This is a genomic window from Tsukamurella sp. 8F (genome assembly GCF_029167375.1).
Classification (GTDB): domain Bacteria; phylum Actinomycetota; class Actinomycetes; order Mycobacteriales; family Mycobacteriaceae; genus Tsukamurella.
The window spans coordinates 39393-61959 of the sequence record NZ_JARFTP010000018.1 but is presented as its reverse complement, the minus strand read 5'-3'; the positions used below and the strand labels follow the sequence as shown (position 1 = coordinate 61959).

General features: G+C 70.7%; 24 protein-coding genes and 1 riboswitch. Of the genes, 15 read left to right on the top strand and 9 right to left on the bottom strand.

Features of this window, described 5'->3' with window-relative positions:
• Window positions 1-31 precede the first annotated feature (31 nt).
• The 5 genes from glmS to tsaE are packed head-to-tail and all read left to right on the top strand — an operon-like array spanning window position 32 to window position 6041.
• A complete protein-coding gene (glmS, locus tag P0W64_RS14740) occupies window positions 32-1933 on the top strand; it encodes a glutamine--fructose-6-phosphate transaminase (isomerizing) (RefSeq protein WP_275480900.1) in 1902 nt (633 codons plus the stop codon).
• On the top strand, window positions 1933-3360 hold the full coding sequence (locus P0W64_RS14735; protein ID WP_275480899.1) for an NAD(P)H-hydrate dehydratase: 1428 nt from the start codon (window positions 1933-1935) through the stop codon (window positions 3358-3360). The genes glmS and P0W64_RS14735 overlap by 1 nt, the downstream gene beginning before the upstream one ends.
• Window positions 3361-3391: 31 nt before the next feature.
• Window positions 3392-4546 carry an alanine racemase gene (alr, locus tag P0W64_RS14730; protein WP_275480898.1) on the top strand — a complete coding sequence of 385 codons (1155 nt, stop codon included), beginning with the start codon at window positions 3392-3394 and terminating at the stop codon, window positions 4544-4546.
• Window positions 4543-5595 (top strand): alpha/beta hydrolase, encoded by a 1053-nt coding sequence (locus P0W64_RS14725; RefSeq protein WP_275480897.1) that lies wholly within the window; start codon window positions 4543-4545, stop codon window positions 5593-5595. Before alr ends, P0W64_RS14725 begins: the two co-directional genes overlap by 4 nt.
• Window positions 5592-6041: a tRNA (adenosine(37)-N6)-threonylcarbamoyltransferase complex ATPase subunit type 1 TsaE gene (gene tsaE, locus P0W64_RS14720; protein ID WP_275480896.1), complete on the top strand. Its 450-nt coding sequence runs from the start codon at window positions 5592-5594 to the stop codon at window positions 6039-6041. Before P0W64_RS14725 ends, tsaE begins: the two co-directional genes overlap by 4 nt.
• A gap of 143 nt (window positions 6042-6184) precedes the next feature.
• Here the strand turns inward: tsaE and P0W64_RS14715 are convergent, their stop codons facing one another.
• The 3 genes from P0W64_RS14715 to P0W64_RS14705 are packed head-to-tail and all read right to left on the bottom strand — an operon-like array spanning window position 6185 to window position 8072.
• Entirely contained in the window at window positions 6185-6817 is a 633-nt protein-coding gene (locus P0W64_RS14715; protein ID WP_275480895.1) for a VOC family protein, read from the bottom strand.
• Between the two features lie 32 nt (window positions 6818-6849).
• On the bottom strand, window positions 6850-7692 hold the full coding sequence (locus P0W64_RS14710) for an alpha/beta hydrolase (protein ID WP_275480894.1): 843 nt from the start codon (window positions 7690-7692) through the stop codon (window positions 6850-6852).
• Entirely contained in the window at window positions 7689-8072 is a 384-nt protein-coding gene (locus P0W64_RS14705) for a DUF2834 domain-containing protein (RefSeq protein ID WP_275480893.1), read from the bottom strand. Before P0W64_RS14705 ends, P0W64_RS14710 begins: the two co-directional genes overlap by 4 nt.
• 68 nt (window positions 8073-8140) lie before the next feature.
• On the opposite strand from P0W64_RS14705, the gene P0W64_RS14700 reads away from it, so the two are divergent.
• From P0W64_RS14700 to P0W64_RS14660, 9 genes are all read left to right on the top strand, one after another.
• Window positions 8141-8752, top strand: coding sequence for a TetR/AcrR family transcriptional regulator (locus P0W64_RS14700; protein WP_275480892.1), 612 nt, complete (start codon window positions 8141-8143; stop codon window positions 8750-8752).
• A 26-nt stretch (window positions 8753-8778) separates the two neighbouring features.
• Window positions 8779-8858: riboswitch (Fluoride riboswitch) on the top strand.
• A gap of 45 nt (window positions 8859-8903) precedes the next feature.
• The gene (locus tag P0W64_RS14695; RefSeq protein ID WP_275480891.1) at window positions 8904-9416 is read left to right on the top strand and encodes a universal stress protein; all 513 of its coding nucleotides are present in this window, start codon (window positions 8904-8906) and stop codon (window positions 9414-9416) included.
• Entirely contained in the window at window positions 9413-9874 is a 462-nt protein-coding gene (crcB, locus tag P0W64_RS14690) for a fluoride efflux transporter CrcB (RefSeq protein WP_275480890.1), read from the top strand. The genes P0W64_RS14695 and crcB overlap by 4 nt, the downstream gene beginning before the upstream one ends.
• Window positions 9871-10233, top strand: a complete 363-nt coding sequence (locus P0W64_RS14685) for a CrcB family protein (protein ID WP_275480889.1) — start codon at window positions 9871-9873, stop codon at window positions 10231-10233. Before crcB ends, P0W64_RS14685 begins: the two co-directional genes overlap by 4 nt.
• A 26-nt stretch (window positions 10234-10259) precedes the next feature.
• On the top strand, window positions 10260-10871 hold the full coding sequence (tsaB, locus tag P0W64_RS14680) for a tRNA (adenosine(37)-N6)-threonylcarbamoyltransferase complex dimerization subunit type 1 TsaB (RefSeq protein WP_275480888.1): 612 nt from the start codon (window positions 10260-10262) through the stop codon (window positions 10869-10871).
• Window positions 10864-11337 (top strand): ribosomal protein S18-alanine N-acetyltransferase, encoded by a 474-nt coding sequence (gene rimI / locus P0W64_RS14675; RefSeq protein ID WP_275480887.1) that lies wholly within the window; start codon window positions 10864-10866, stop codon window positions 11335-11337. The genes tsaB and rimI overlap by 8 nt, the downstream gene beginning before the upstream one ends.
• Window positions 11334-12368, top strand: a complete 1035-nt coding sequence (gene tsaD / locus P0W64_RS14670) for a tRNA (adenosine(37)-N6)-threonylcarbamoyltransferase complex transferase subunit TsaD (RefSeq protein WP_275480886.1) — start codon at window positions 11334-11336, stop codon at window positions 12366-12368. The genes rimI and tsaD overlap by 4 nt, the downstream gene beginning before the upstream one ends.
• Window positions 12369-12457: 89 nt before the next feature.
• The gene (locus P0W64_RS14665) at window positions 12458-13429 is read left to right on the top strand and encodes an alpha/beta hydrolase (RefSeq protein WP_275480885.1); all 972 of its coding nucleotides are present in this window, start codon (window positions 12458-12460) and stop codon (window positions 13427-13429) included.
• A 26-nt stretch (window positions 13430-13455) separates the two neighbouring features.
• Window positions 13456-14481 carry a helix-turn-helix domain-containing protein gene (locus P0W64_RS14660; protein ID WP_275480884.1) on the top strand — a complete coding sequence of 342 codons (1026 nt, stop codon included), beginning with the start codon at window positions 13456-13458 and terminating at the stop codon, window positions 14479-14481.
• 43 nt (window positions 14482-14524) lie between these two features.
• Here P0W64_RS14660 and P0W64_RS14655 read toward each other — a convergent pair whose 3' ends face one another.
• Window positions 14525-14875: an ectoine synthase gene (locus tag P0W64_RS14655; RefSeq protein ID WP_275480883.1), complete on the bottom strand. Its 351-nt coding sequence runs from the start codon at window positions 14873-14875 to the stop codon at window positions 14525-14527.
• A gap of 307 nt (window positions 14876-15182) precedes the next feature.
• Between P0W64_RS14655 and P0W64_RS14650 the strand changes: the two genes are divergently transcribed.
• Entirely contained in the window at window positions 15183-16985 is a 1803-nt protein-coding gene (locus tag P0W64_RS14650; RefSeq protein ID WP_275480882.1) for a DUF2339 domain-containing protein, read from the top strand.
• Here P0W64_RS14650 and P0W64_RS14645 read toward each other — a convergent pair.
• The 5 genes from P0W64_RS14645 to P0W64_RS14625 all read right to left on the bottom strand — a co-directional run bounded on the left by P0W64_RS14645 (window position 16969) and on the right by P0W64_RS14625 (window position 22388).
• Window positions 16969-17391 carry a MarR family transcriptional regulator gene (locus P0W64_RS14645; protein WP_275480881.1) on the bottom strand — a complete coding sequence of 141 codons (423 nt, stop codon included), beginning with the start codon at window positions 17389-17391 and terminating at the stop codon, window positions 16969-16971. The genes P0W64_RS14650 and P0W64_RS14645 overlap by 17 nt on opposite strands.
• A gap of 74 nt (window positions 17392-17465) precedes the next feature.
• A complete protein-coding gene (locus P0W64_RS14640) occupies window positions 17466-18881 on the bottom strand; it encodes an MATE family efflux transporter (protein ID WP_275480880.1) in 1416 nt (471 codons plus the stop codon).
• Window positions 18878-19999: a cysteine synthase family protein gene (locus tag P0W64_RS14635; RefSeq protein WP_275480879.1), complete on the bottom strand. Its 1122-nt coding sequence runs from the start codon at window positions 19997-19999 to the stop codon at window positions 18878-18880. The genes P0W64_RS14640 and P0W64_RS14635 overlap by 4 nt, the downstream gene beginning before the upstream one ends.
• On the bottom strand, window positions 19996-21411 hold the full coding sequence (locus P0W64_RS14630) for an alanine racemase (protein WP_275480878.1): 1416 nt from the start codon (window positions 21409-21411) through the stop codon (window positions 19996-19998). The genes P0W64_RS14635 and P0W64_RS14630 overlap by 4 nt, the downstream gene beginning before the upstream one ends.
• Window positions 21402-22388 (bottom strand): ornithine cyclodeaminase, encoded by a 987-nt coding sequence (locus tag P0W64_RS14625; RefSeq protein ID WP_275480877.1) that lies wholly within the window; start codon window positions 22386-22388, stop codon window positions 21402-21404. Before P0W64_RS14625 ends, P0W64_RS14630 begins: the two co-directional genes overlap by 10 nt.
• Window positions 22389-22567 lie beyond the last annotated feature (179 nt).

Below are 22567 nucleotides of genomic sequence, written 5' to 3'. Positions count from 1 at the left end.
TCTGCGTGCCCGCTGACGTAGCCTTCAACCCATGTGCGGAATCGTGGGCTACGTCGGCCACCGGCCGGCACTGGGCGTGGTGGTCGAGGCGCTGCGACGGATGGAGTACCGCGGCTACGACTCTGCCGGAGTGGTCGTGGTCGGTGCCGGAAACGGAGATGACGGTCCGGACCTGTGCTCTGCGGGGACGCCGGAGAGCGGGCATGTCACCGTCGAGAAGCGGGCTGGAAAGCTGGCGAACCTGACGGATGCGCTCGCAGGCCGCGACGGCGAGTTCGCGGGTACGACGGGGATGGGTCATACGCGCTGGGCGACGCACGGCCGCCCTACCGACCGCAATGCGCACCCGCATATCGCGGGAGGTTTCGCTGTTGTGCACAACGGGATCATCGAGAACTACGCGGCGCTGCGCGCGGAGCTGGAGGCCGACAGCGTCGAGTTCGAGTCGGAGACCGACACCGAGGTGGCGGTCCAGCTCGTGCAGCGCGAGTACACGTCCGGCGCGGCGAGGGGTGACTTCGTTGCGGCGGCGTACGCTGCGCTGCGACGTCTCGACGGTGCGTTCACCGTGCTGTTCTGCCACGCGGAGCACCCGGGCACGATCGTCGCGGCGCGCAGGTCGACGCCGTTGGTGGTGGGCGTCGGCGAGGGGGAGACCTTCCTCGGCTCCGACGTCGCGGCGTTCATCGAGCACACGCGCGACGCCGTCGAGCTGGGCCAGGACCAGATCGTCACCATCACCGCAGGCGGCTACCGGATCACGGACTTCGCCGGCGAGGAGCAACTCGGCAGGCCGTTCCGCATCGACTGGGATCTCGAGGCGGCGGAGAAGGGCGGCCACGACTACTTCATGCTCAAGGAGATCGAGGAGCAGCCGGCCGCGATCGAGAACACGCTGCTGGGGCACTTCGAGGGCGGCCGGATCGTGTTGGACGAGCGTCGGCTGTCGGATCAGGAACTGCGGGACATAGACAAGGTGTTCATCGTCGCGTGCGGCAGCGCGTACCACTCGGGTCTGGTCGCGAAGTACGCCATCGAGCATTGGACGCGCCTGCCCTGCGAGGTCGAGCTGGCGAGCGAGTTCCGCTACCGCGATCCGGTGCTCGACCGGAGCACGCTGGTCGTCGCGATCAGCCAGTCGGGGGAGACCGCCGACACCCTCGAGGCCGTTCGGCACGCCCGTGAGCAGAAGGCCCGCGTCCTGGCCGTCTGCAACACCAACGGCGCGCAGATCCCGCGCGAGTCCGAGGCGGTGCTGTACACCCGAGCCGGGCCCGAGATCGGCGTCGCCTCGACGAAGGCGTTCCTCGCGCAGGTCACGGCCAACTACCTGGTCGGGCTGGCGCTCGCACAGGCCCGAGGTACCAAGTACCCCGACGAGGTGGGTCGCGAGTATCGCGAGCTGGAGGCGATGCCCGCGCTCGTGCAGAAGGTTCTCGGCACGGAGACGCAGGTGCGGGAGCTCGCGCGCGAGCTCGCGTCGGCGAGCACGGTCCTGTTCCTCGGCCGACACGTCGGATACCCGGTCGCGCTCGAAGGCGCGCTCAAGCTCAAAGAACTCGCGTACATGCATGCAGAGGGCTTCGCGGCGGGCGAGCTCAAGCATGGGCCGATCGCGCTCATCGACGACGGGCTGCCGGTCATCGTCGTCATGCCGTCGCCGCGCGGCCGCGCCGTACTGCACAGCAAGCTGGTATCCAACATCCGCGAGATCCAGGCGCGCGGTGCCCGCACCATCGTCATCGCGGAGGAGGGCGATACCGCCGTCGCGGCGCATGCCGACCATCTCATCGAGATCCCGGCCGCCCCGACGCTGCTACAGCCGCTGCTGGCGACCGTGCCGTTGCAGTTCTTCGCGGCCGAGGTCGCGCAGGCCCGTGGCTACGACGTGGACAAGCCGCGCAACCTCGCCAAGTCCGTCACAGTGGAGTGATGCGCGGCTACTTCACACCGGAACAGGTACGGGCGGCGGAGGCGCCTCTCCTCGCGGCTCTGCCCGACGGCGCCCTCATGCGCCGTGCCGCGTACGGCCTCGCGGGCGTCGTCGCGGCCGAGCTGCTGGAACGGACGGGCGGCGTGGCCGGTCGACGGGTGACGCTGCTGGTCGGTTCCGGCGACAACGGCGGTGACGCCTTGCACGCAGGCGCGTTCCTGCGGCGTCGCGGGGTCCGTGTCGATGCCGTCCTACTCGCGCCGGACCGTGCGCACAGAGCCGGTCTGGAGGCCCTGCGCAACGCAGGCGGCCGCGTAGTCGTACGGCCGGACACGCCGGACCTGGTGGTGGACGGCATCGTCGGGATCTCCGCGCGGGGTCCGCTGCGCCCCGCAGCAGCCGAGCTGGTGGCAGACCTTCGGGCGCCGATCGTCGCGGCCGACACGCCGTCGGGCGTCGACGTCAGCACGGGGGCGACGGGCGGCCCGCACGTGACGGCAGCCGTGACCGTCGCATTCGGCGCGTACAAGCCGGTGCATGCGCTTGCGCCGCGGGAGTGCGGGCGCGTCGAGTCGATCGACATCGGCCTCGCGCTCTCCGCACCGGATTCGACCTGCTATGACGATGCCGACGTCCGCGACAGATGGCCCGTTCCCGGGCCGCTCGACGACAAGTATTCGCAAGGCGTCGTGGGCATCGCGGCGGGCAGCCACGCGTACCCGGGGGCAGCGGTTCTGGCGACCGGGGCCGCGGTGCGCGCGACGTCGGGCATGGTGCGATACGCGGGGACCGCGCGGCCAGACGTGCTCGCTGCGTGGCCCGAGGTGGTCGCGGCCGATCGGCCCGCCGACGCCGGCCGGGTGCAGGCCTGGGCGGTCGGCCCGGGATTCGGCACGGACGACGAATCGGCGAGCCTCCTCGCCGCCCTGCTGGCCACAAATCTGCCGCTGGTGATCGACGCCGATGCCCTCACTCTGCTGGCCCGCTCGCCGATACGCAGGGAGGCGCCCACCCTGCTCACGCCGCACGCGGGCGAGTTCGCACGGCTTGCGGATGCGATCGCGCCCGAGGCGCAGCGGCTGCTCGACGGCGGCGACCGGGTCGGTGCTGCCCGTGCCCTGGCCCTAGAGCTCGGCGCCACGGTGCTGCTCAAGGGGTTCGTGACCGTCGTCGCGGACCCGCAAGGCCACGCCGTCCTGGATACCGCCGGCAGCGCGTGGGCAGCGACGCCCGGCTCGGGGGACGTACTTACAGGCATGTGCGGCGCGCTCCTCGCGAGCGGCCTGTCGCCGCTCGAAGCCGGTGGTCTGGCGACACGCGTGCACTCGCAGGCGGCGGACCGCGCTGCGGGTGGCGCGCCGACGTCGGCATCGAGCATCTCCGCGGCCGTCACCACGGTCCTCCGCGAGGTGCTCGGCCGCCGCTGACGGCGGGTGCGGAGGATATCCTTGCTGGGCCATGACAACAGCAGCCCAGGGCCGAGCGCTCACGGTAGACCGCCTCACCGCACACGTCGACCTCGACGCAGTCGCCCACAACGTCCGCATCCTCGCCGCCCGAGCCGGGGGCACGCCCGTCATGGCCGTCGTCAAGTCCGACGGCTACGGGCACGGTGCCCCGCAGATCGCGCGCGCCGCGCTTGCTGCGGGCGCTGCCGAGATCGGGGTGACCACGGTCGACGAGGCGCTCGCGCTGCGCGCCGCGGGTATCACCGCGCCGATCCTGTCCTGGCTCTCGACGTCGGGTTTCGGGCCCGCGATCGAGGCCGGAGTCCGCCTGGGCGTGAGCTCGCCGCGCCAGCTCGCCACGGTCGCAGCCGATGCCCGGGCCGTCGGCGTCACGGCGGAGATCGACGTCAAGGTGGACACCGGGCTGTCTCGCAACGGCGTCGCGCCGGCGGAGTGGGACGCGATGCTCGATGCGCTCGTGCGTTCCGAGGCGGACGGCACCGTGCACGTCCACGGCGTGTTCACGCATCTCGCGCACGGCGACGAACCGGGGCATCCGTTCCTCGACGTGCAGCGGGACCGGCTCACTGCGGCCGTCGCGCAGGCCCGGGGCGCAGGTCTGTCGCCCACCGTGGTGCACGCTGCGAACTCCGGGGCCACACTGACGCGCCCTGACCTGCGCTTCGACATGGTTCGTCCCGGTATCGCGCTGTATGGTCGCTCACCGATCGAGGGCGACGACTTCGGTCTGCGACCGGTCATGACGCTCGCGGCCCCCGTGATCCTGACCAAGCGGCTCACCGCAGGGGACGGCGTCTCCTACGGCCACGAGTGGATCGCGCCGCGGGACACCGTCGTCGGGCTGATCCCCGCCGGGTACGCCGACGGTGTCGTGCGTTCGCTCGGCAACCGGCTCGAAGTCGCGATCGACGGCCGCCGCTTCCGCGGTGTCGGACGCATCTGCATGGACCAGTTCGTCGTCGACCTCGGTCCCGACGGCGGAGGCGTCTCGGAGGGCGACACCGCCGTGCTGTTCGGAGGTGTCCGGGAGGGCGAGCCGACCGCCAAGGACTGGGCCGACCTGGTCGGCACCATCGACTACGAGATCCTCACCGGCGTCCACGGACGGGTGGTGCGGCGGTACGCCGGCGGAGGCGCGTCGTGAGCCGTCGCATCGCGCAGCCGTCCGTCCTCGCGGGGATCGGTGCGGGAGCCGCGGTCGCCGCCGCCGCGGGGATCACGTATGCGACGCGGGCGTTCGGACTGCGCGCAGACGTCCCCGACGCCTACGCGGGCGAGGACTTCGCGTGCCCCGTAGATCGGCAGACGGTCCTCCTCAGCCGCGACGGAATCCCGCTGACCGTCCGCGAAGTGGGACCGGTCGACGCACCGGTGACTGTGATCTTCGTGCACGGCTTCACGCTGCGATCGGCGAGTTGGCACTTCGTGCGGCGCGAACTCGAACGGCGCTGGGGGCCGTCGGTGCGGATGATCTTCCCGGACTGCCGCGGCCACGGTGACTCGGGTGCGGCCACCGTGGAGCAGAGCACCGTCGAGCTCCTGGGCGACGACATAGCGACCGTCATCGATGATCTCATACCCGTCGGACCGATCGTGCTCGCCGGCCATTCGATGGGCGGGATGGCCATCTTCGGGTGCGCGAGTGGGCATCCCGAGTTGTTCGGTCCGCAGGCGCGGGTGCGCGGCGTGGCATTGCTCGGGACCGCTGCCCACGGTCTCACCGACGCGGGGCTCGCGACGGCTCTGAGGAACCCGATGCTCGACCTGTTCCGCGTCGCGGTCCGGTATCTGCCCTCCGTGGTGGGCCACGGCCGTGATGCGATCAAGCCGATCGCGGCACCCCTGGTGACCGCTGGCGCCTATGGGACCGGGCGGCGCAGCGCCACGATGACCGGGTTCTCGACGTCGATGAGCCTCACCGCGCCGATCGCCACGATGGCGGGCTTCTTCACGGCGCTGGAGCGCTACGACGAGCGCGCGGCCCTGCCGGTGCTGCGTCGCGCCGACGCGGTCGTGGTGTGCGGTGACCACGACTGGCTCACGCCGCTGCGGAACTCGAAGAACATGGCGGTCGAGCTCGACTGCAGGTTCCTGGTGGTCGAGGGCGCCGGGCACATGCTCATCATGGAGGCGGCGTCGACTATCGCGCAGGCGCTGGTCGAACTGGTCGCCAGGGTAAGGGTGGAAGTGTGAGCAGCGAGCGGGTGCGTGCCCGGACTCTCGAGCGTGTCGAGGACACCGAAGAGCTCGGCCGCGATCTCGCCGCCCAGCTGACAGCGGGTGATCTGGTGATCCTCGACGGTCCGCTCGGAGCGGGGAAGACCGCACTCTCGCGGGGCATCGCCGCCGGCCTCGGGGTGCAGGGGCGCGTTTCGAGCCCGACATTCGTCATCGCCCGCGAGCATGCGCCCGGGCCCGACGGAGGCCCGGGCATGATCCACGTCGACGCCTATCGCCTCGGCGGGCTGGGGGAACTGGACGCGCTGGATCTGGATTCCGATCTCGAGGACTCCGTCGTCGTCGTGGAGTGGGGGGAGGGCGTCGCCGAGCGGCTCGCCGAGCGATACCTGCACGTCCGACTCACGCGCCTCGCGCACTCCGACGTCCGCACCGCCGAATGGGACTGGCGCACCGCCTGATCCGGCGACGGTGCTCGACCTGGAGTGCGCGCAGCACCCGTCGTCTCGAAGGCATCGCCCTTCCAGAGGAGCGGCTGGTCCGATTCGGCGGTCGGCGCCCCGGGACAGGCGGTCACCGACGTTCGGCTTCGCTAGGGCCCGCCCTAGCGATCCTCCGCTGTGCAGAGGCACGCCTTGTTGCCCTGCGTGTCGGCGAGGATCCAGAACCGGGGCGCCTCGGCGTCGGAAACGAGCGTCCCGCCTGCGGCGAGGGCCGCGTCGATCCGTTCTCGAACGACCCGCGGGTCCACCCATACGTCGAGGTGGAAGCGTTGCCGTGGGGGCTCGTGCGGTTCGGTCGGCTGGAACCAGATGGTCGGCCCGATCCCCGTCGGGTCCGTGACCTCGCCGTCCGAGACCGGCTGGCCGAGGACCGCCGACCAGAAAGGGGCGATCCGAGTGGCGTCCGCGGTGTCGAGACCCAGCTCGACGAGACATCGCTCGCCGGGCGCGGCGGGGACGTTCTGCGTCGCGGCGATCTCCGAGAACGTGCGCGCGAGGGCGAGGTCGCGTTCGGTGACGTCGCCCGCGTCGTGGCTGGTGAGCCGTACGTCGACGTGGCCGTACGTCAGGACCACCTCCGGGTGGTGATCGGCGACGTCCGCAGCTTCCGCGAACGCATCCACCAGACGGATGCCCTTGTTGAAATCGCCCGTGCGGAAACGGGTGTAGAGGCCCCTCAGGATGGGGGCCCAGTCGGGGACGTCGGCTGCTGCTATCTGCTGTGCGTTGACCATGACTCCATGGTCCGCCCTACCCCCGACAGGTTTCAGGCGTTCGTCGTGATCCTGGTGATCGCGCCGACCACGGCATCGGGCCGGTCGATACAGACGAACGTGCGTGCATCCGGCACCTCCACGAACTCCGCGTTGCCGAACGCGTCGGCGAGTCGGCGGCCCAGCTCGGGCGTGAAGCAGCGGTCGTCCATACCCCATACCAGGGTCACCGGCTTGCCGAAGTCCCGCATCCTGGGGGTTATCGAGGCGAGCTCGCGCGGCTCGAGGTTGTTCAGGAGTGCGGCCAGGTCGTCGCGGACGGCGGGATCGGTCAGCAGTGGGCGGACCCACGATTCGGTCATCTCCGGATCGATGACCGTGCTCAGCAGCCCGAAACCGAGCGGCGAGCGGCGAAGCGCGTCGCTGCGCATCAACGACATCAGCGGACGGATCAGGGGTCGGCGCCGCAGGAGGGAGAACAGCAGCGCGAACGGCTGGGGTGGGAACGTGTCGAAGCAGTCGCAGTTCATCAGCACTGCGCGGCCGATCAGCTCGGGCCGGTCGTGGATGAGATATTGGCTGATCGCGCCGCCGGTGTCGACCGCGACCAGCGTGCAGCCCTCGAGCCCGCGCTCGGAGACGAACTCGGCGATCAGCCCGGCGGCACCTCTAGCCGTGCGGTCCGCCCCAGCGCCCCAGGCGATTCGGTGCGAACCGAGCGGCCAGGTGACGGCGAAGCAGCGATAACCGGCGGCCCCGAGCGTCTCGGCGACCCGGTCCCACAGCTGTAGGTCCATGACGACCCCGTGTACGAACAGAACGGGAGGGTGCTCGGACTCCTCGGGCCCGTACGTCCGGTATTCGACGGTGCCCGAAGGCAATTCGGCCAGGTTCATCTCGTTGCTTCTTTCGTTGTCGGACCGGGTGTTTCGACTGTTCGGTGACGAAGCACCAGGTATAGCGGGAATGCGAGCGACAGGCCGACCACGCAGAGTGATGGGAGCACCAGCCACCAGTGCCGGACCGCCCGGGTGCGTGCGTCGGGATAGGACCATACGAGGAAGACGGCGATGCTGATCAGTACGTCGGCCGTGAATCCGCCGGCGGCACCGTTGGCGAAGATTCCACGTAGGAAGGCGGGCACATCGGGACCGTTGGCACCGAAGAATGCGGCGAAGAAGATCCAGGGGAGCACAGTGCCGATGGCCGCCAACGCGATGTACCACGCTGTTGTGGGGCTTCCGGCCGAGCGTGTAGCAATGCTGGTGGGCCGCATGGTCGTATCCTTTCGAGGACTGCTCCAACACTTACGAACACTCGGTATGAAAGTTACGTGCAACCTGTATGGAAGTCAATAGGAGAACGCAGGCCGAGCGCACGGCCGCGACCAAGGCCGCGCTGAAGGCGGCGGCCAGGGCTCTGTTCGCCGAGCACGGGTACGCGGGTGTCGGCACCCAGGCGATCGTCGACGCGGCAGGGGTCACCCGTGGCGCGCTGTACCACCAGTTCGGGGACAAACGCGGTCTGTTCATCGAGGTATTCGATGACATCGAGCGGGAAGCGATCGGTCACGCCGCGGGTGTCATCGGAGCCGCGGACCCGGAAGATCCGTTGCGCGCCATGGAGATCGGATTCGATGCGATCCTCGATGCGCTCACCGAGCCGGGGATCACGCGCATCTCCCTGGTCGACGCGCCTGCGGTGCTCGGGTGGGAGGAGTGGCGCGCCCGGGGCGAGCAGTACGGCATGGCGGTGATCGAGGCGTTGCTCGCACGCGCAGTCGAGGTGGGAGCGATGCAGCCGCAGCCGCTTCGTCCGATCGCCCACGTGGTGCTGGGCGCGATCGACGAGTCCGCGCTGTACGTCTCGCGAGCGGAGGACCGGAACGCAGCGCGCTCCGAGGTACGCGCCGTCGCACGTCGGATCATCCGTTCCTTCGGGCTGCCGCTGGACTGACCGGGTTCGGCCGCAGGGTATGCTCACGGTCAGACGGCGATGGATCCCGCCTGGGAGTCGAAACGGACTCCCGAACCGCCCGCAGGCTGATGGTTCCTACGAGACGCCCGGCGACCGACGTCGCCCCGATACGTCTGCGTAGGAGGCAGTCATGCGTGAAGCGCCCAGGCCGCTGGTCGCCGATCACTCCACCGACCCGCCCGGACCCGAACCCTCCGCGCCGCCGGTCGTCGTGGGCTGGGACGGTGACCCGGCGAGCGTCGCGGCGCTTCGATTCGCCGCCGACCTCGCAAGCAGAATCGGTGCGCGCCTCGACGTGGTGCATATCGAGGACCTCGTCGACACCCCGATCGACCCCGACGGGGACGATTGGGAGGACGCCCTCGACGCGCGTCTGGACGACCTGTCGCGCAGCGTCAAGCACGAGCTGCTCGTGGGCGTGCCGGCCGGTTGGACGTATCACGTCGCCCGTGGTGAGGCGCCCGCCCGCCTGCTGCTGCGCGTCGCGGAACAGGCCGATGCGTACGCGGTCGTACTGGGTAGCCCGCACGGCGGCGTCCGTGGCGTGGTGGAGGAGCTCTTCGGCAGCCGCGTCGCGCGCGGGGTGCTCGCGCGCAACCGCATCCTCCCGCTGGTCTTCGTACCTGCGCGGGACGGCCTATGAGCAAGGAGATGGAGTCGCCCGCGACGCTGCGTCCCCCCGAACGCGCCCTGCACCTGCGACCCGCGCCCCTCGCGCTCGTCTTCGCGGGCGGCGCGGTGGGCAGTGTCGCCCGTTACGGCGTCGCGTGCCTGCTGCCGACATCCGCCGGGCACATGCCGTGGGCGACCCTGATCGTCAACCTCGTGGGTGCCTTCGTCCTCGGCTGCCTGCTCGAGACGCTGGTGCTGGCAGGCCCGGACCACGGCCATCGCCGGCGGCTGCGCCTGCTCCTCGGGACGGGGTTCTGCGGGGGCCTCACGACGTACAGCACGTTCGCCCTCGACGGCCGCTCGCTCTTCGCGGGCGGGCATGTAGGCGCGGGCGTGACGTATCTGGCGGTCACCGTCGTCGGCGGTCTGGTGGCGGCTGCCGTGGGTGTTGCAGTCGCCGCACGTCTCGTATCCGGGGCCGACGAATGACGGCGTTGCTGGTCGCACTCGGCGGCGGCCTGGGCGCTCTGCTGCGCTTCACACTCGACGGCACCGCCCGCGCCAGGTGGGGCGCGCTCGGGCACTGGGCGACGTTCGGCATCAACATCACGGGCTCGCTGGTGCTCGGTGTGCTGGCGGGTCTGCTCGCCCACGGCGAACTCACGCAGACCTGGGAACTCGCGCTGGGGACGGGCGTGTGCGGCGGCTACACCACGTTCAGCACGGCCAGTGTCGAGACCGTGCGATTGCTGCAGCAGCGCAGGGCCGTGGCAGCGACGGTGTACGCCGGTGCGTCGTTGATCGTGTCGTTGGCGGCGTGCGCCGCCGGTTACGCGCTGGCCGCGTGAGAAGCCCCGCTCGGTAAACTCGCGGCATGTTCGTCCTCGCCCTCGACACGGCAACGCCTTCGCTCACGGTGGGGATCGTCGACCTCGACACGCGTTCGGTCCTCGCTAGGCGGGACCAGACGAATTCGCGCGGCCACGCGGAGGTACTCACGCCGTTCGTCCTCGAATGCCTAGACGAGGCGGGGCTCGCGCGGTCCGATATCGGCGCGATCGTCGTCGGCTGCGGCCCGGGGCCGTTCACCGGTCTGCGCGTCGGGATGGCGACGGCCGCGGCGTTCGGCGACGCCCTCGGCATCCCGGTGCACGGGGTGTGCAGCCTGGACGCGATCGCGGTCGGTAGTCGGGGCGACACCCTGGTGGTGACCGACGCACGACGCCGGGAGGTCTATTGGGCCAGATACTCAGACGGTGTGCGAACGGGTGGGCCGGACGTGTGTAAGCCTGCGGACCTCGGCATCGACGGGCCCGCGGTGGAGGAGGGGGCCATCGTCGACGGTGCCCGCGTGATCGCGGGTGCCGCACCGACGCCCGCAACCCTCGTCGCTGCCGCCGCGCCGCTGATCGGTACCGAGCCCGAACCGCTCGTTCCGCTGTACCTGCGACGTCCCGACGCTGTGGAGACGGCTGCCCGTGGCTGACCTGACCCCGCTCGCCGAGGCTGATGCGGATCGCTGCGCCGAGCTCGAGCGTATCCTGTTCGCCGGCGATGGCCCCTGGCCCGCAAAGGCTTTCGTATCCGAGCTCGCGCAGCCGCACGTGCGCTTCTTCGCGGCTCGCGACGAGGGCAGGCTGGTCGGGTACGCGGGCATCGGTCTGCTGGGCACGCGCATCGCTCCGGAGTCCGAGATCCACACCATCGGTGTGGATCCCGCTTACCAGGGGGACGGGGTCGGCCGCGCCTTACTCGGAGCTCTGCTCGCGGAGGCGGATGCCCATGGCGGTGCGGTGTTCCTCGAAGTCCGCACCGACAACGATCGCGCGATCGAGCTGTACGAGCGCGCGGGATTCGAGCGGGTCGGGTTGCGCCGCCGCTACTATCGGCCGTCCGGTGCCGATGCGTACACGATGCGCCGGCCGGCGCTGCAGGAAGGGGACCCGGCGTGATCGTCCTGGGGATCGAGAGCTCGTGCGACGAGACCGGCGTGGGCCTGGTCCGGTGGGACACCGACACACGCACGTGCGAGCTGCTGGCGGACGAGGTGGCGTCGTCGGTCGCCGAGCACGCCCGTTATGGCGGTGTGGTGCCCGAGGTCGCCTCGCGCGCGCACCTCGAGGCCGTGATCCCGACGATGCGCCGCGCGCTCGCGGCCGCCGGTGTAGAGCGGCCAGACGCTGTCGCGGTCACCATCGGACCGGGGCTCGCGGGCGCGCTGCTCGTGGGCGTAGCTGCTGCGAAAGCTTATGCGGCGGCGTGGGATCTGCCGTTCTACGGGCTCAACCACCTGGGCGGTCATGTCGCAGTCGACACACTCGAGCACGGTCCCATGCCGCCGTGCGTGGCGCTGCTCGTGTCCGGCGGGCATACGCACCTCCTGCACGTGACGGATCTCGGGGAGCCGATCACAGAACTGGGTACCACCGTCGACGACGCAGCGGGCGAGGCCTTCGACAAGGTGGCCCGGCTGCTCGGCCTCGGGTACCCGGGCGGCCCCGTGATCGACGACCTCGCGCGCCGCGGAGACCGGGAGGCGATCGCGTTCCCGAGGGCGATGACCCGGCAGCAGGACGCGCGTTACGACTTCTCGTTCAGCGGCCTCAAGACCGCGGTCGCCCGACACGTCGAGGCCGAGCAGGCGGCGGGGCGTGCGTTGCGTGTGGAGGATATAGCCGCCTCCTTCCAGGAGGCCGTCGCGGACGTGCTGACCTTCAAGGCGATTCGCGCGGCGCAGGACGTCGGCGTCGACACGCTGGTTCTGGGCGGTGGCGCGACTGCGAACTCGCGCATCCGCGAACTGGCTCAGGAACGTTGCGATGCAGCAGGTTTCGATCTGCGCGTGCCCAAGCCGCGGTTGTGCACAGACAACGGAGTGATGATCGCGACGCTCGGTGCGCACGTGATCGACCGCGATGCGACTCCCACATCGCTCCGGGCGGCGAGCTCGCCCGGGCTCTCGGTCGCGACCAGTCGACTGTAGCTGCCCGTCCGACGCGCGTCGGACGGGCGGTCAGAAAGTTCCTCCGCGCGCCGGGTGACAGCGGGTGCCCGGGAAGCCAGACTTGTCGCATGACCGAATTCCCCACGATGGACCCGGAACTCGCAGCGGTGCTCGGCATGCTCCCCGAGGTCGACTTCGCCGATCCCGCGGCCGCCCGCATCGTATTCGACGAGCTCATGGCGGCGCATGCCGCGGACATCTCGCTCGAAGGGGTGGAACTCCGCGAGCTCGCGGCCCCGGGCCAGGGCGGCGCTCCCGACGTCCCGATCCGGTTCTTCACTCCGGAGCAGGCGCGCGGCCCGCTCCCGGTCCTCGTCTGGATGCACGGCGGCGGTTTCGCGATCGGGACGGCCGCGTCGAGCGACGAGTTCTGCGTTTCGGTGGTGCGCGAGCTGGGCTTCGCGGTCGCGAATGTCGAGTACCGGCTCGCGCCGGAGACGCCGTTCCCAGGGCCGCTGGACGATTGCTACGCCGCGTTGCGCCACGTGCACGCACAGGCCGGACGGCTCGGCATCGACGCGGGGCGGATCGCGGTCGGCGGTCAGAGCGCCGGCGGTGGGCTAGCGGCGGCGACGGTGTTGCGCGCTCGCGACGAGGGCGTCGTGCCCATCGCCTTCCAACTGCTCGAGATACCGGAGCTCGACGACCGGCTCGCCACGCCGTCGATGATCGAATTCGTCGATACCCCGGTGTGGCACCGGCCCAACGCGATCCACTCCTGGCGGCACTACCTGGGCGACTCCTACGCCGGGCCGGAGGACCCCGACGTCTCGCCCTACGCGGCGCCCGCACGCGCCACCGACCTGACCGGGCTGCCCGCGACGTACGTCTCGACGATGGAACTGGACCCGCTGCGCGACGAGGGCATCGACTACGCGGTGCGGCTGCTCCGCGCGGGAAGCAGTGTGGAACTGCACTCGTTCCCGGGCACCTTCCACGGATCGAGTCTCGTGGCCACGGCGGAGGTCAGTCGGCGCGCCCACGCGGAGGCATTGGATGCCCTGCGGCGTGGCTTGCGAAGCGGGGCCCGAGCCTCGTAGTTTCATCGGATGCAGGGGTTCGCCGTATGCAGGGGCTGATGTATCGGCTCGCGGAGTTGGACGCCGATTCCGCGGGCCTGGTCCGTGTCATCGACTACTTCGACACTTTGGTGCGGCACGGAGGCGATGTCGCGGCAATGCTGCGCGCCGCCGCCGCACTCGCCGACTGCACGGTCGGCGTCGACGTCTCGGGGTTCCCCGGCGTCAAGCCCGCCCGGTGCGACGAGCGGGGACGTTGGCAGCCCCACGAGGAGCGCAAGCCATCGACGTCGGCGGATGTGGTGGTGAGTGACCACGTGGTCGGCACGGTCTGGATCGAGCGCCGCGGTCCTGCCCTGCCTCTCGACGAGATGCTCGTGGATCGAATGGCGCTCACCACCGCGATCATCCTTGCGCCGCGGAGCGCCCCGACCGCCGCCGACCACACGCGCGACCTGCTGTTCCCGATGGACGATGTGTCCGCCCTGACCGCCTGCTCGGCACTGGGTCTCGGCCCGGACTCGGCTGTGCGGGTCGCAGCCACCGATCAGGTGAGAACGAAAGGCATTGCCCCGGCTGGTCGTTCATGTGCCATAGCGGTGGACGGCACCGTCCTGATCGTGGTATCGGCGGACGTGGATTCGAAGACTTCTGCGCGCGTCGGCCTCTCGCTGTCCGCGCCCGCCGCGGAGATCGCCGGGTATGTCGACAACGCGCGCTTCGCGCGGGCCCAGGCAACCGCCGATAACCCCGTCGTACTCGCCGACGAATTGGGCGCCCTGTGCCTGATCGCGCCAGGCCGGGCCGTACCGCGGGAGGCCGTACCGGACCTGGCGCGCGCGACAGAACTCGCGCGGACGCCGCACGGCGCCGAACTGGTCGACACGCTTCGCGTGTACCTGGCGTCGGGCACGCTCCGCTCTGCTGCGGAGCGGATCCACTTGCACCACAGTACCGTTGCGCACCGTCTAGGCAGGCTGTCCGCTGCTCTCGGCTTCGCCGTCGACACCGTGCAGAACCGTGCCCGCGCCACTGCGATGCTCATGGCGCTGGCCCACATCGATGGTCGGTGACGCGGCGTGGGCGTGGCGGCGGAGAATTCGCCCACCGCACAGCTCAGGGGCTGCCGGGCGGGACCGCGGGCGTGAAGACGCAGTACATGCGTAGCCTGCTTCGCGCGACGATGGTGTGCCGCTCGTGCCCGTCGAGCAGGTACATGGTGCCGGGTCCGAGCGGGTGGATGCGATCGTTATCGCGGTCGACGAGCTCGCCCGTGCCCTCGATGAGCCAGACCGCCTCGACATAGTCCGGGTAGTGCAGGTCGGTGCGCGTGTCCGGTGCGACGGTCGTCTCGTGCAGTGAGAATCCGACGTCGTCGTCCGACAGGATTATTCGTTTCGATGTCCAGTTCTCGGTGTCGATCTGGCGATCGCTGCCGGTGATCTCTGCCGTGGTGCGGACGATCATGCACATCCCTTCGTCGCGGTGGATCGTGGCCGACGGCCGCCCGCGTGACAGCCCACGCGGGCATCGCGGCACTCGTGCGGGTACCCATACGCCTGCTTCGCAAACCGGTTGGACATGGGATTCGGCTGCGCGGCGTTCCGGCGCTAGACCGGCCTTCAGCCCTTCGTCGCCGGGGGCGGCACGCGCACAGTCGACGAGCACAGCGCCGACGACGCAACGCCGGCCCCCGATACCGGTGCGAATCCCCTGCCGATTCGGGTAGGACTACTCATCCGCCCGAGGCGCCCTTGGCGCGACGCTACTAGGCATGAACGATCACAGCACCCGCCTGGACCGACTCGCAGTGGAGATCGACATCACCGCCCGGCGTCTCGACTGGATGCGCGGTGAGGTCGCTGCGCTGGCGACGCAGTCCGCCCCCGCGACATCTGCCGGATACGTGCAGACGCCTGCCGGAGGACCGCAGCCGCAGCCCCCGGCCCCGCGCCCCTCCGCGCCCGTGCGCATGCCGGGGCCCCAGGCGCCGTCGGGCCCGGCGGTGCCGGGCCCCTGGCCCCGCACTTTCGAGCCCGCGACGGGACCGCTGTACACGCCCCGCGCGCCTCGACCGACCGTCGCCACACCGCACGTCACCGTGCCGCGACCGACTACGGCGCGTGTACTCGCTGCGGGCGGCGCGATCGTGACGCTGATCGGCGTCGCACTCCTGCTTGCGCTGGCTGCGCAGGCCGGTCTGCTCGGGCCCGCAGTACGGGTCGGCCTGGGCGGCACGCTGGCCGTCGCCCTGACGGGCGCGGCGCTGTGGTCGTCGACGAGGCCGGGAGGGCGTGTAGGAGCGGTGGCGCTCGGAGCCACCGGCGCCGCGGCGGGGTACCTGGACGTGGTCGCCGCGACGGGTATCTACGGCTGGTTGCCGCCGGCCGTAGGGCTGGTGCTCGCGGGAGCGATCGCGCTCGGCGGTCTGGCGCTTGCGGCGCGCTGGCGGTCGGAGTGGTTCGGGATACTCGTGCTCGCACCGCTCTATGTGCTGGCACCGGCGCTCGCCGACGACGGTTACCTGCTCGGAGCGTTCACCCTGGTGCTCGCCGCAGCGACGGTACCGATCGGGCGCCCGCGGCGCTGGCCGTGGCTGCATCTGGTGTGCTCGGTAGGCACTGCGGTCACGTTGGGCACGCTGCTGATCGCCGCGACCGCCGCCGAAGCACCCGCGGCGGTCGCGGCCGCACTGGCCGCGGGCCTCGTCGGGCTGTGGGCGGCGGCAGACCCGGAGGTCCGGGCCGGGAATCGAACACCGGTCCTCGCCGGTGGGCTGATCGGGCTGCTTCCGCTGTTGGCTGCGCCGGTCTCGGCTCCGGACCGCCTGGCCGCGGCGGGCCTGATGCTGGGCGCGCTCGGCGCGGCGCTCGTCGCGTGGTTGCCGGGCACGACCCAACGTGTGCGCGGCGCCTGGTACTCCGCGGCCGGGGTGGCCGGCGCTGCGGCCGCCCTCGTCGCGCTGGGCGCGGCGACCGGGGCTGCGGTACTAGTCGCGTGCGGCGCGGCATTGCTCGCATTCGCAGGCCGCGATGCCGCCACCCGATGGGCGGGTCTGGTCCTGGGTACCGCAGGCGGCCTGCTGATGCTGCCCGACCTGGTGGCGACCACGGTAGACGAGAGTCGCTGGGCTCCACTCGGTTCCGCCGCCGTGCTGGCCGGATCGGCGTGCGGCATCGCTTTCGCGCTGGTCGGAGCGTGGCGGTTCGGCCCGGGTGAGTCGTCGTGGGGTACGGGGGCGGTCGCGGCGCTGGCTTTTGCGACCGCCCTGTCGGCCAACGCCGGTTACGCGCTCGGTGGGCACACGGGCTACCTGTGGGGCCACGGCGTAGCGACGGTGCTGTGGATCGCGGCGGGTGCGGCGGCGCTCGCGGTGTCGCGGCGGCGCGGGCGTGCGGGGGCGAGGGCCGCGGGCCTCGCGATGATCGGTGGCGCGGTCGCCAAGCTCTTCCTGTTCGACCTCGCGGCCCTCGACGGTCTGGTGCGTGCGGTCGCGTTCCTGTTGGTCGGCGGGGGTCTGCTGGGCGTCGGGACGCTCTATGCCCGTGCGCTGCCAGACCTCAGCGGACGCCGTTGAGGTACGAGCCGATGGGCGAACGGGAGGCCTCGGCGCGCAGGACGGCTCGGTGCACGGGGCGCGCCGCCGCGTATCGGGCGACGCCTTCGGCAGTGATACGGGCGATGACGGAGCGCCGGTCGCCGAGGCAGATCTCGCGCGTGAGCAGCGACTCGCGATCGAGCCGACCGACGAGGCGAGACAGTGCGGACTGCGACAGGTGGACCCGTTCCGACAGGTCGGCCATGCGCAGCCCGTCGACCGGCTCCTGGGCGAGTTGCTCCAGCACCTCGAACTCCGATGCTGAGAGCTTGTGCTCGCCCAGGGCGCGGTCGAGCGCGCAGTTGAGACGCGAGAAGTCGCGCAGGAGGACGTGCCACTGGGCCGCGAGTGTCTCGTCGGCTGACGCACGGGTGGTCTGCGACATGCAGGAAACGGTACCAAAACGGACATGCATTTCCCGAGACGAAGTATCCCGCTAGGCGAGACCCTATGGCGAGGTCAGGAGCTCGAGGCTGCGCGGTCGACGGGGCTCACGGCTGCCGCGGCCGCGGATTCGGCCCGCACGTGGAACCGCCATGCGAGCAGCACCGCGGTCGTAGCGAAGCCCAGGCACAGCCCGGCCCACACGCCCCAGCCGCGCCATCCGAAGGCGTACGCGCACAGCAGCATCGCGGGGATACCCACCGCCCAGTACCCGACGAGGGTGCAGCGCAGCCCGGATACCGTGTCGCCCAGGCCGCGCAGCAGCCCGACCAGGATGTTCTGTGTCCCCTTGCTGTACATCTGAGCGACGGCGAACAGCAGCAGTGTCGAGGCCGTGGCGACGACGGTGTGGTCGGTCGCGCCGTGCAGGAAGGGCCACAGCATCGCCTGCGGCACCGCGATGAACAGCACCGCGAGGACCGCCATGAACGACCACGACAGCGTCAGTGCGCGGCGCGCGATGACGGGCGCGGCATCCGCGTCGCCCTTGCCCAGCGCTCGGCTTACCAGGATCGACGAGCCCTGGGACAGGCCGATGTTGCACTGGTAGACGATGTATGCCAGCTGATTGGCCACATTGGACGCAGCGAGCATGACCGGACCGAAGGCGCCCATGAGCAGCGTCGCGATGGACGTGATCGCCGCCTCGGATCCGTAGGTCAATGCGATGGGCGTTCCGTGCCGCGCGATGTGCCGCACCGTCGCCGAATCGGCGCGCCACGCGGCCAGCGAGACGAGCCCGCGCAGCCCGGTGTCGCGCCGCAGCGCCGAGGCGAAGACCGCCAGCGTGAACACCTGCACGACGGTCGTCGAGAGTCCTACACCGGCTACGCCGAGGTGCGGCAGACCGAGCCAGCCGTAGATGAAGGCGGCGTTGCAGACGGCATTGACACCGATCGACACGAGGGTCACCGCGAGCAGCGAACCCGGCCTGCGAAGACCGACGGCGAACTGCCGCAACACGTTCAGCCACACCATCGGGAAGAGGCCGCCGGCCAGCGCGAAGATCATTGCGCGCGCCGGTCCCACCACCTCGGGTTTCTGCCCGAGCAACGGTAAGGCCGCGCCCAGTCCGCAGAGCACGGCGGCACCCACCGCCGCGGTAAGGGTGGCGACGAGGAGTGCCGAGCGCACCAGCACCCGGATCCGGTCGCTCGCCTCATCATCGAGGGCGTGCGATCCGGTGCGCCGCTCGCCCGCCCCCGCCTCGGTCGCGACGAGATTGCCTATCCCCGTTACCATTCCGACGCACATGGTGCGGACCTGGTTGTACAGCAGGATGGCGAGGCCGCCTGCGGCGACCGCGGTCACGTTGATCAGGCCCAGCATCGCGAGGTCGACGCTCGTGAGCGCGACCTGAGCCAGCTGGATCCCGGCGATCGGTGAGGCCAGCGCGAGGACATCGCGATAGCCGTGCGGTTCCCGCGTCACGCGGTCAGCCCTCCCATCTCCGACCGTCGCGAGGCGCGGTCGTCGTCGGCAACCCGGACGGACTCGTCGTAGGCGTTCAGCCAACGTCTGACGCGGCGGTGCGCCGGTTCGTCGAGCACGCCGCGCGCGGCGAGCCAGTCGTCGTCGTATACGGAGTCGAGGTACTTCTCGCCCGCATCATTGCAGAGTACGACGACGGTGCTGCCGGCCGGCCAGAGCACCAGATGCCGCAGCGCGACGTGGATAGCTCCGCCCGTGGTCCCGCCGAGCAGGAGGCCCGTGCGGCGGGCGACGACCCGCGCGGTAGCGAAGGCGTCGCCGTCGCCGACGCGGTGGTCGATGTCTATGACGTCGCGATCGACGTTGCACCCTATGGGGAAGCCGGCCGGACTTCCGGCGCCGGTCTGGTGGTAGACGCCGGGTTCGCCGCCGAACACGATGGAGCCGCGCGGCTCGACGGCGACCGACTGCGCCATCACCCCGCGTGACCGCAGCCCGCGCACCGTGCCGCACAACGACCCACCGGTCCCGAGTGCCGCCACCAAGACGTCGAACGTCCCGAGCTGGTCGATGAGCTCGTCGGCCAGGTCGCCGTAGCCGTTCGCGTTGCCGGGATTGTTGTGCTGATCCGGGTGGAAGGCGCCGGTCTCGGCGGCGATCTGCGCGGCTACGCGACGGCGCTCGATGCTGCTCGGACCCGCGGTCGGGTCGGCCTCGACCACCACCAGCTCTGCGCCCATAGCCTCCATGGCGCGCAGCTTGTCCTTCGCCGCGTGCCGGTCGACGATCGCGGTGAACCGGTAGCCGCGCTCCAGCGCGACCAGGGCCAGGCCCAGGCCGGTGTTACCCGACGTGGGCTCGACGATGCGACCGCCCGGACGCAACCGCCCGTCGGCCTCCGCCTCCAGCACCATCTGCCTGGCCATCCGGACCTTGCACGAACCGGTCGGGTTGAGCTGCTCCAGCTTGAGCAGCAAGCGGGTGCCGGAGCCGGTGCGCACCAGCTCGAGTAGAGGCGTGGAACCCACGAGCTCGCTGGTGCGCCGGGCGATGACGGCGTCGCCGCTGAGCTCACGTGGGAGCACGGCGAGCGGGGACGCCGCGGCGGGCGGTGTCATCGGACCTCCTGGGTCGGGAACTCGGTGTCGAGGTGCCAGCGGTGGTCGTCGTCGACGACGACCTTGGGCGGAAGTGGCAGCTGGTGGAAGCCGCTCTCGTTCTTGTCCATCTGATAACCCGCGGTGTTCGGGTAGACCAGCAGGTCTCCGGCGCGGGGCGGCGCATCCAGCCGGACAGCACGCCAGGTGAGCACGTCGTACTCCATGCAGCTCGCGCCGCCGACGAATGTCCGCACCGGCCCGTCGCTGCTCGGATCGCGCTGAACGAGGATCGGGTCGGGCAGGAACTCACTGCCCTTCCACTGCTCCGAGAGGCTCATGCTCAGGCCGGCCACGGTGGTGACACCGTGGCCCGGCCGCGGTTCGAAGCCCTGCACGGGGAAGACACTGAACCCGGCGCCGTCCACCAGGGCGCGGCCGGGTTCGAGCAGGATCTCGATGTCGTTGTCCCGCAGGCGCTCCGCCAGCACTCTGCCGCGGCTCTCGGTGCGCAGGATCGCCGTCACCATCGTGGCGCCGGTGGGCGCCTGGTGGTATGGGTACGTCTTCTCCGGCATCCGGCCCGCGTGGAACCACTCGGGCCGCGCGCCGTGGCGGTATGCCGCCCAGTCCTCCTCGGTGACGTACGAGACGGCGATACCGCCCCCGATGCTGATTCGATCTGCGCGGTGGCCGGCTGCGCGCGCGTCGATACACAGGTCGACCAGCGTGTCGGCGAGACGGGCCCGGGGCTCCACCGCGTACCCGTCCAGGTGGAACGAGAAGCCGCGCAGCTCAACTCGGCCGTCGAGCTCGGAACAGCGGCGCACGGCCGCCTGCAGGCTGTCGGTGTCCATGCCGAATCGGCTCTCCGGTGCCGACGGTGGACGGACCCGCAGCAGCACGTCGACGCTGCGTCCCGCATCTGCCGCGGCGCACGCGACGCGCTCGAGTTCGTCGGCGGCGTCGACGGCGACCAACGCGCCGTGCCGCGCGGCGAGCCACAGCAGGCCGCCGGACTTGGCCGCACCGGTCACTCCGATGTCCTCGGCACGGATGCCGTTGCCCAGTGCGGCGGCGAATTCCGGGACGCTCGCGACGTCGACGCCTGCTCCGGGGACGGCCGCTTCGCGCAGCCAGGCCGCCGCCTTGTTCGCCTTCTTGCCGTAGTACACGGTGCCGGAGACGGATTCGGCGGCGAGGGCGTCGATCATGGCGCGCAGATTGGCGGCGAACGTGCCCGGGTGGACGACGTGGAACGGCCCGCCGCCCACGGCGCGAGCGATCTGCCACAGCTCGGGGGAACGGCGCAGGGCGGGCGCCCAGTCCCGCTCGACGGCGGGTAGCGGCGGCGCGAAGGCCTCGGCCCCGTCGGTCACCGGCGCGCCGGTCCGGGGCCGTTCGGGGGCGGCCGGCTTCTCGGTCAGCTCCACAGCGCCACCTCCTGTCCGCGTCCGGCTGCGATCGCGCGGGTCGCGAGGGCGTGCGCGACGGGGATATCCGTGATGATCATGCCGCTAGAGAACGCGAAGACGCGGTCGGTGTCCGATCGCCGCCCCGGCGCGCGGCCGGCCAGGATCTCGGGAAGCTCCGCATCCACGTGGAACTCGCCCTCGGGGCCCGCCATCCGACGGCCCGTCACCTCGACCTGAGCCGTCGACGTGGCCACGGTGTAGTCGGCCTCCGCCAGTGTGCCCTCCTTGACCCCCTTGCTCGATACGGACACCAGCAGGCCGCCCTCGGGCAGCCAGCCGAGCTCTATCTTGGGATGCGCTGCTCGGCCCGATGCTGCGACGACGATGTCCGATCGGCTCGCCGCCTCGCGCACGTCGTCGACGAGTTCTACCTTGCGGCCTGGGAATTCGTCCTCGACGGCGGCGACGCATGCGGCGATGCCGTCTGGGTGGGTGCCGAACAGTGACACATGCTCGAGGCCCGGGAGGACGGTCAGTAGATACGGAAGCGTCTGTACGCCTTGTGCTCCCGTTCCGACCATCAGGGCGGAGCGCGCTCCCGGGCGCGCACAGGAACGCGCGATGAGGGCGGTCGACGCCGGCGTCCGGGTCGCGCCGACACGGTGACAGTCCATGAGGGCGAACGGCATTCCGCTCGCGTCGTCGTACAGGGTGATGGTCGTGTAGTACTTCTCGGCGCTGGTGCTGCCCTGCCGGTACGAGGTCTTGAACGCGGCCTGCTCCAGCGAGCCGTCGTAGCCCAGCATCGAATAGGTGACGGCGTCGCGGCCCGCTTCGGGCATCGGCACCATCAGCTTGGCCGGATTGCGGGATCTGCCGGCCGCGTACGCCAGATAGCCCTCCTCGACCATCGATACGGCGTCGTGCGGCGCCACCCGGAGGTCGGCGAGGTCGCTGCGGGTGAGGACGGTCAGTTGCGGGTCGTTCGAGGGCAATGGCCCTCCTTTCCTCGGGCTGCGGAATATGTTGGTACACAGTGGTATACGACGGCACGGAGCCGTGCAGCAGGCATCGTCTCCAGGGGAGGTCCTGGGCTGTAGGTGAGCCTAACTTCATTGTTACGTGGACGCAATGAATGTGGTTGGGTTAACTCCGTTACGCCCGAGATATGCTT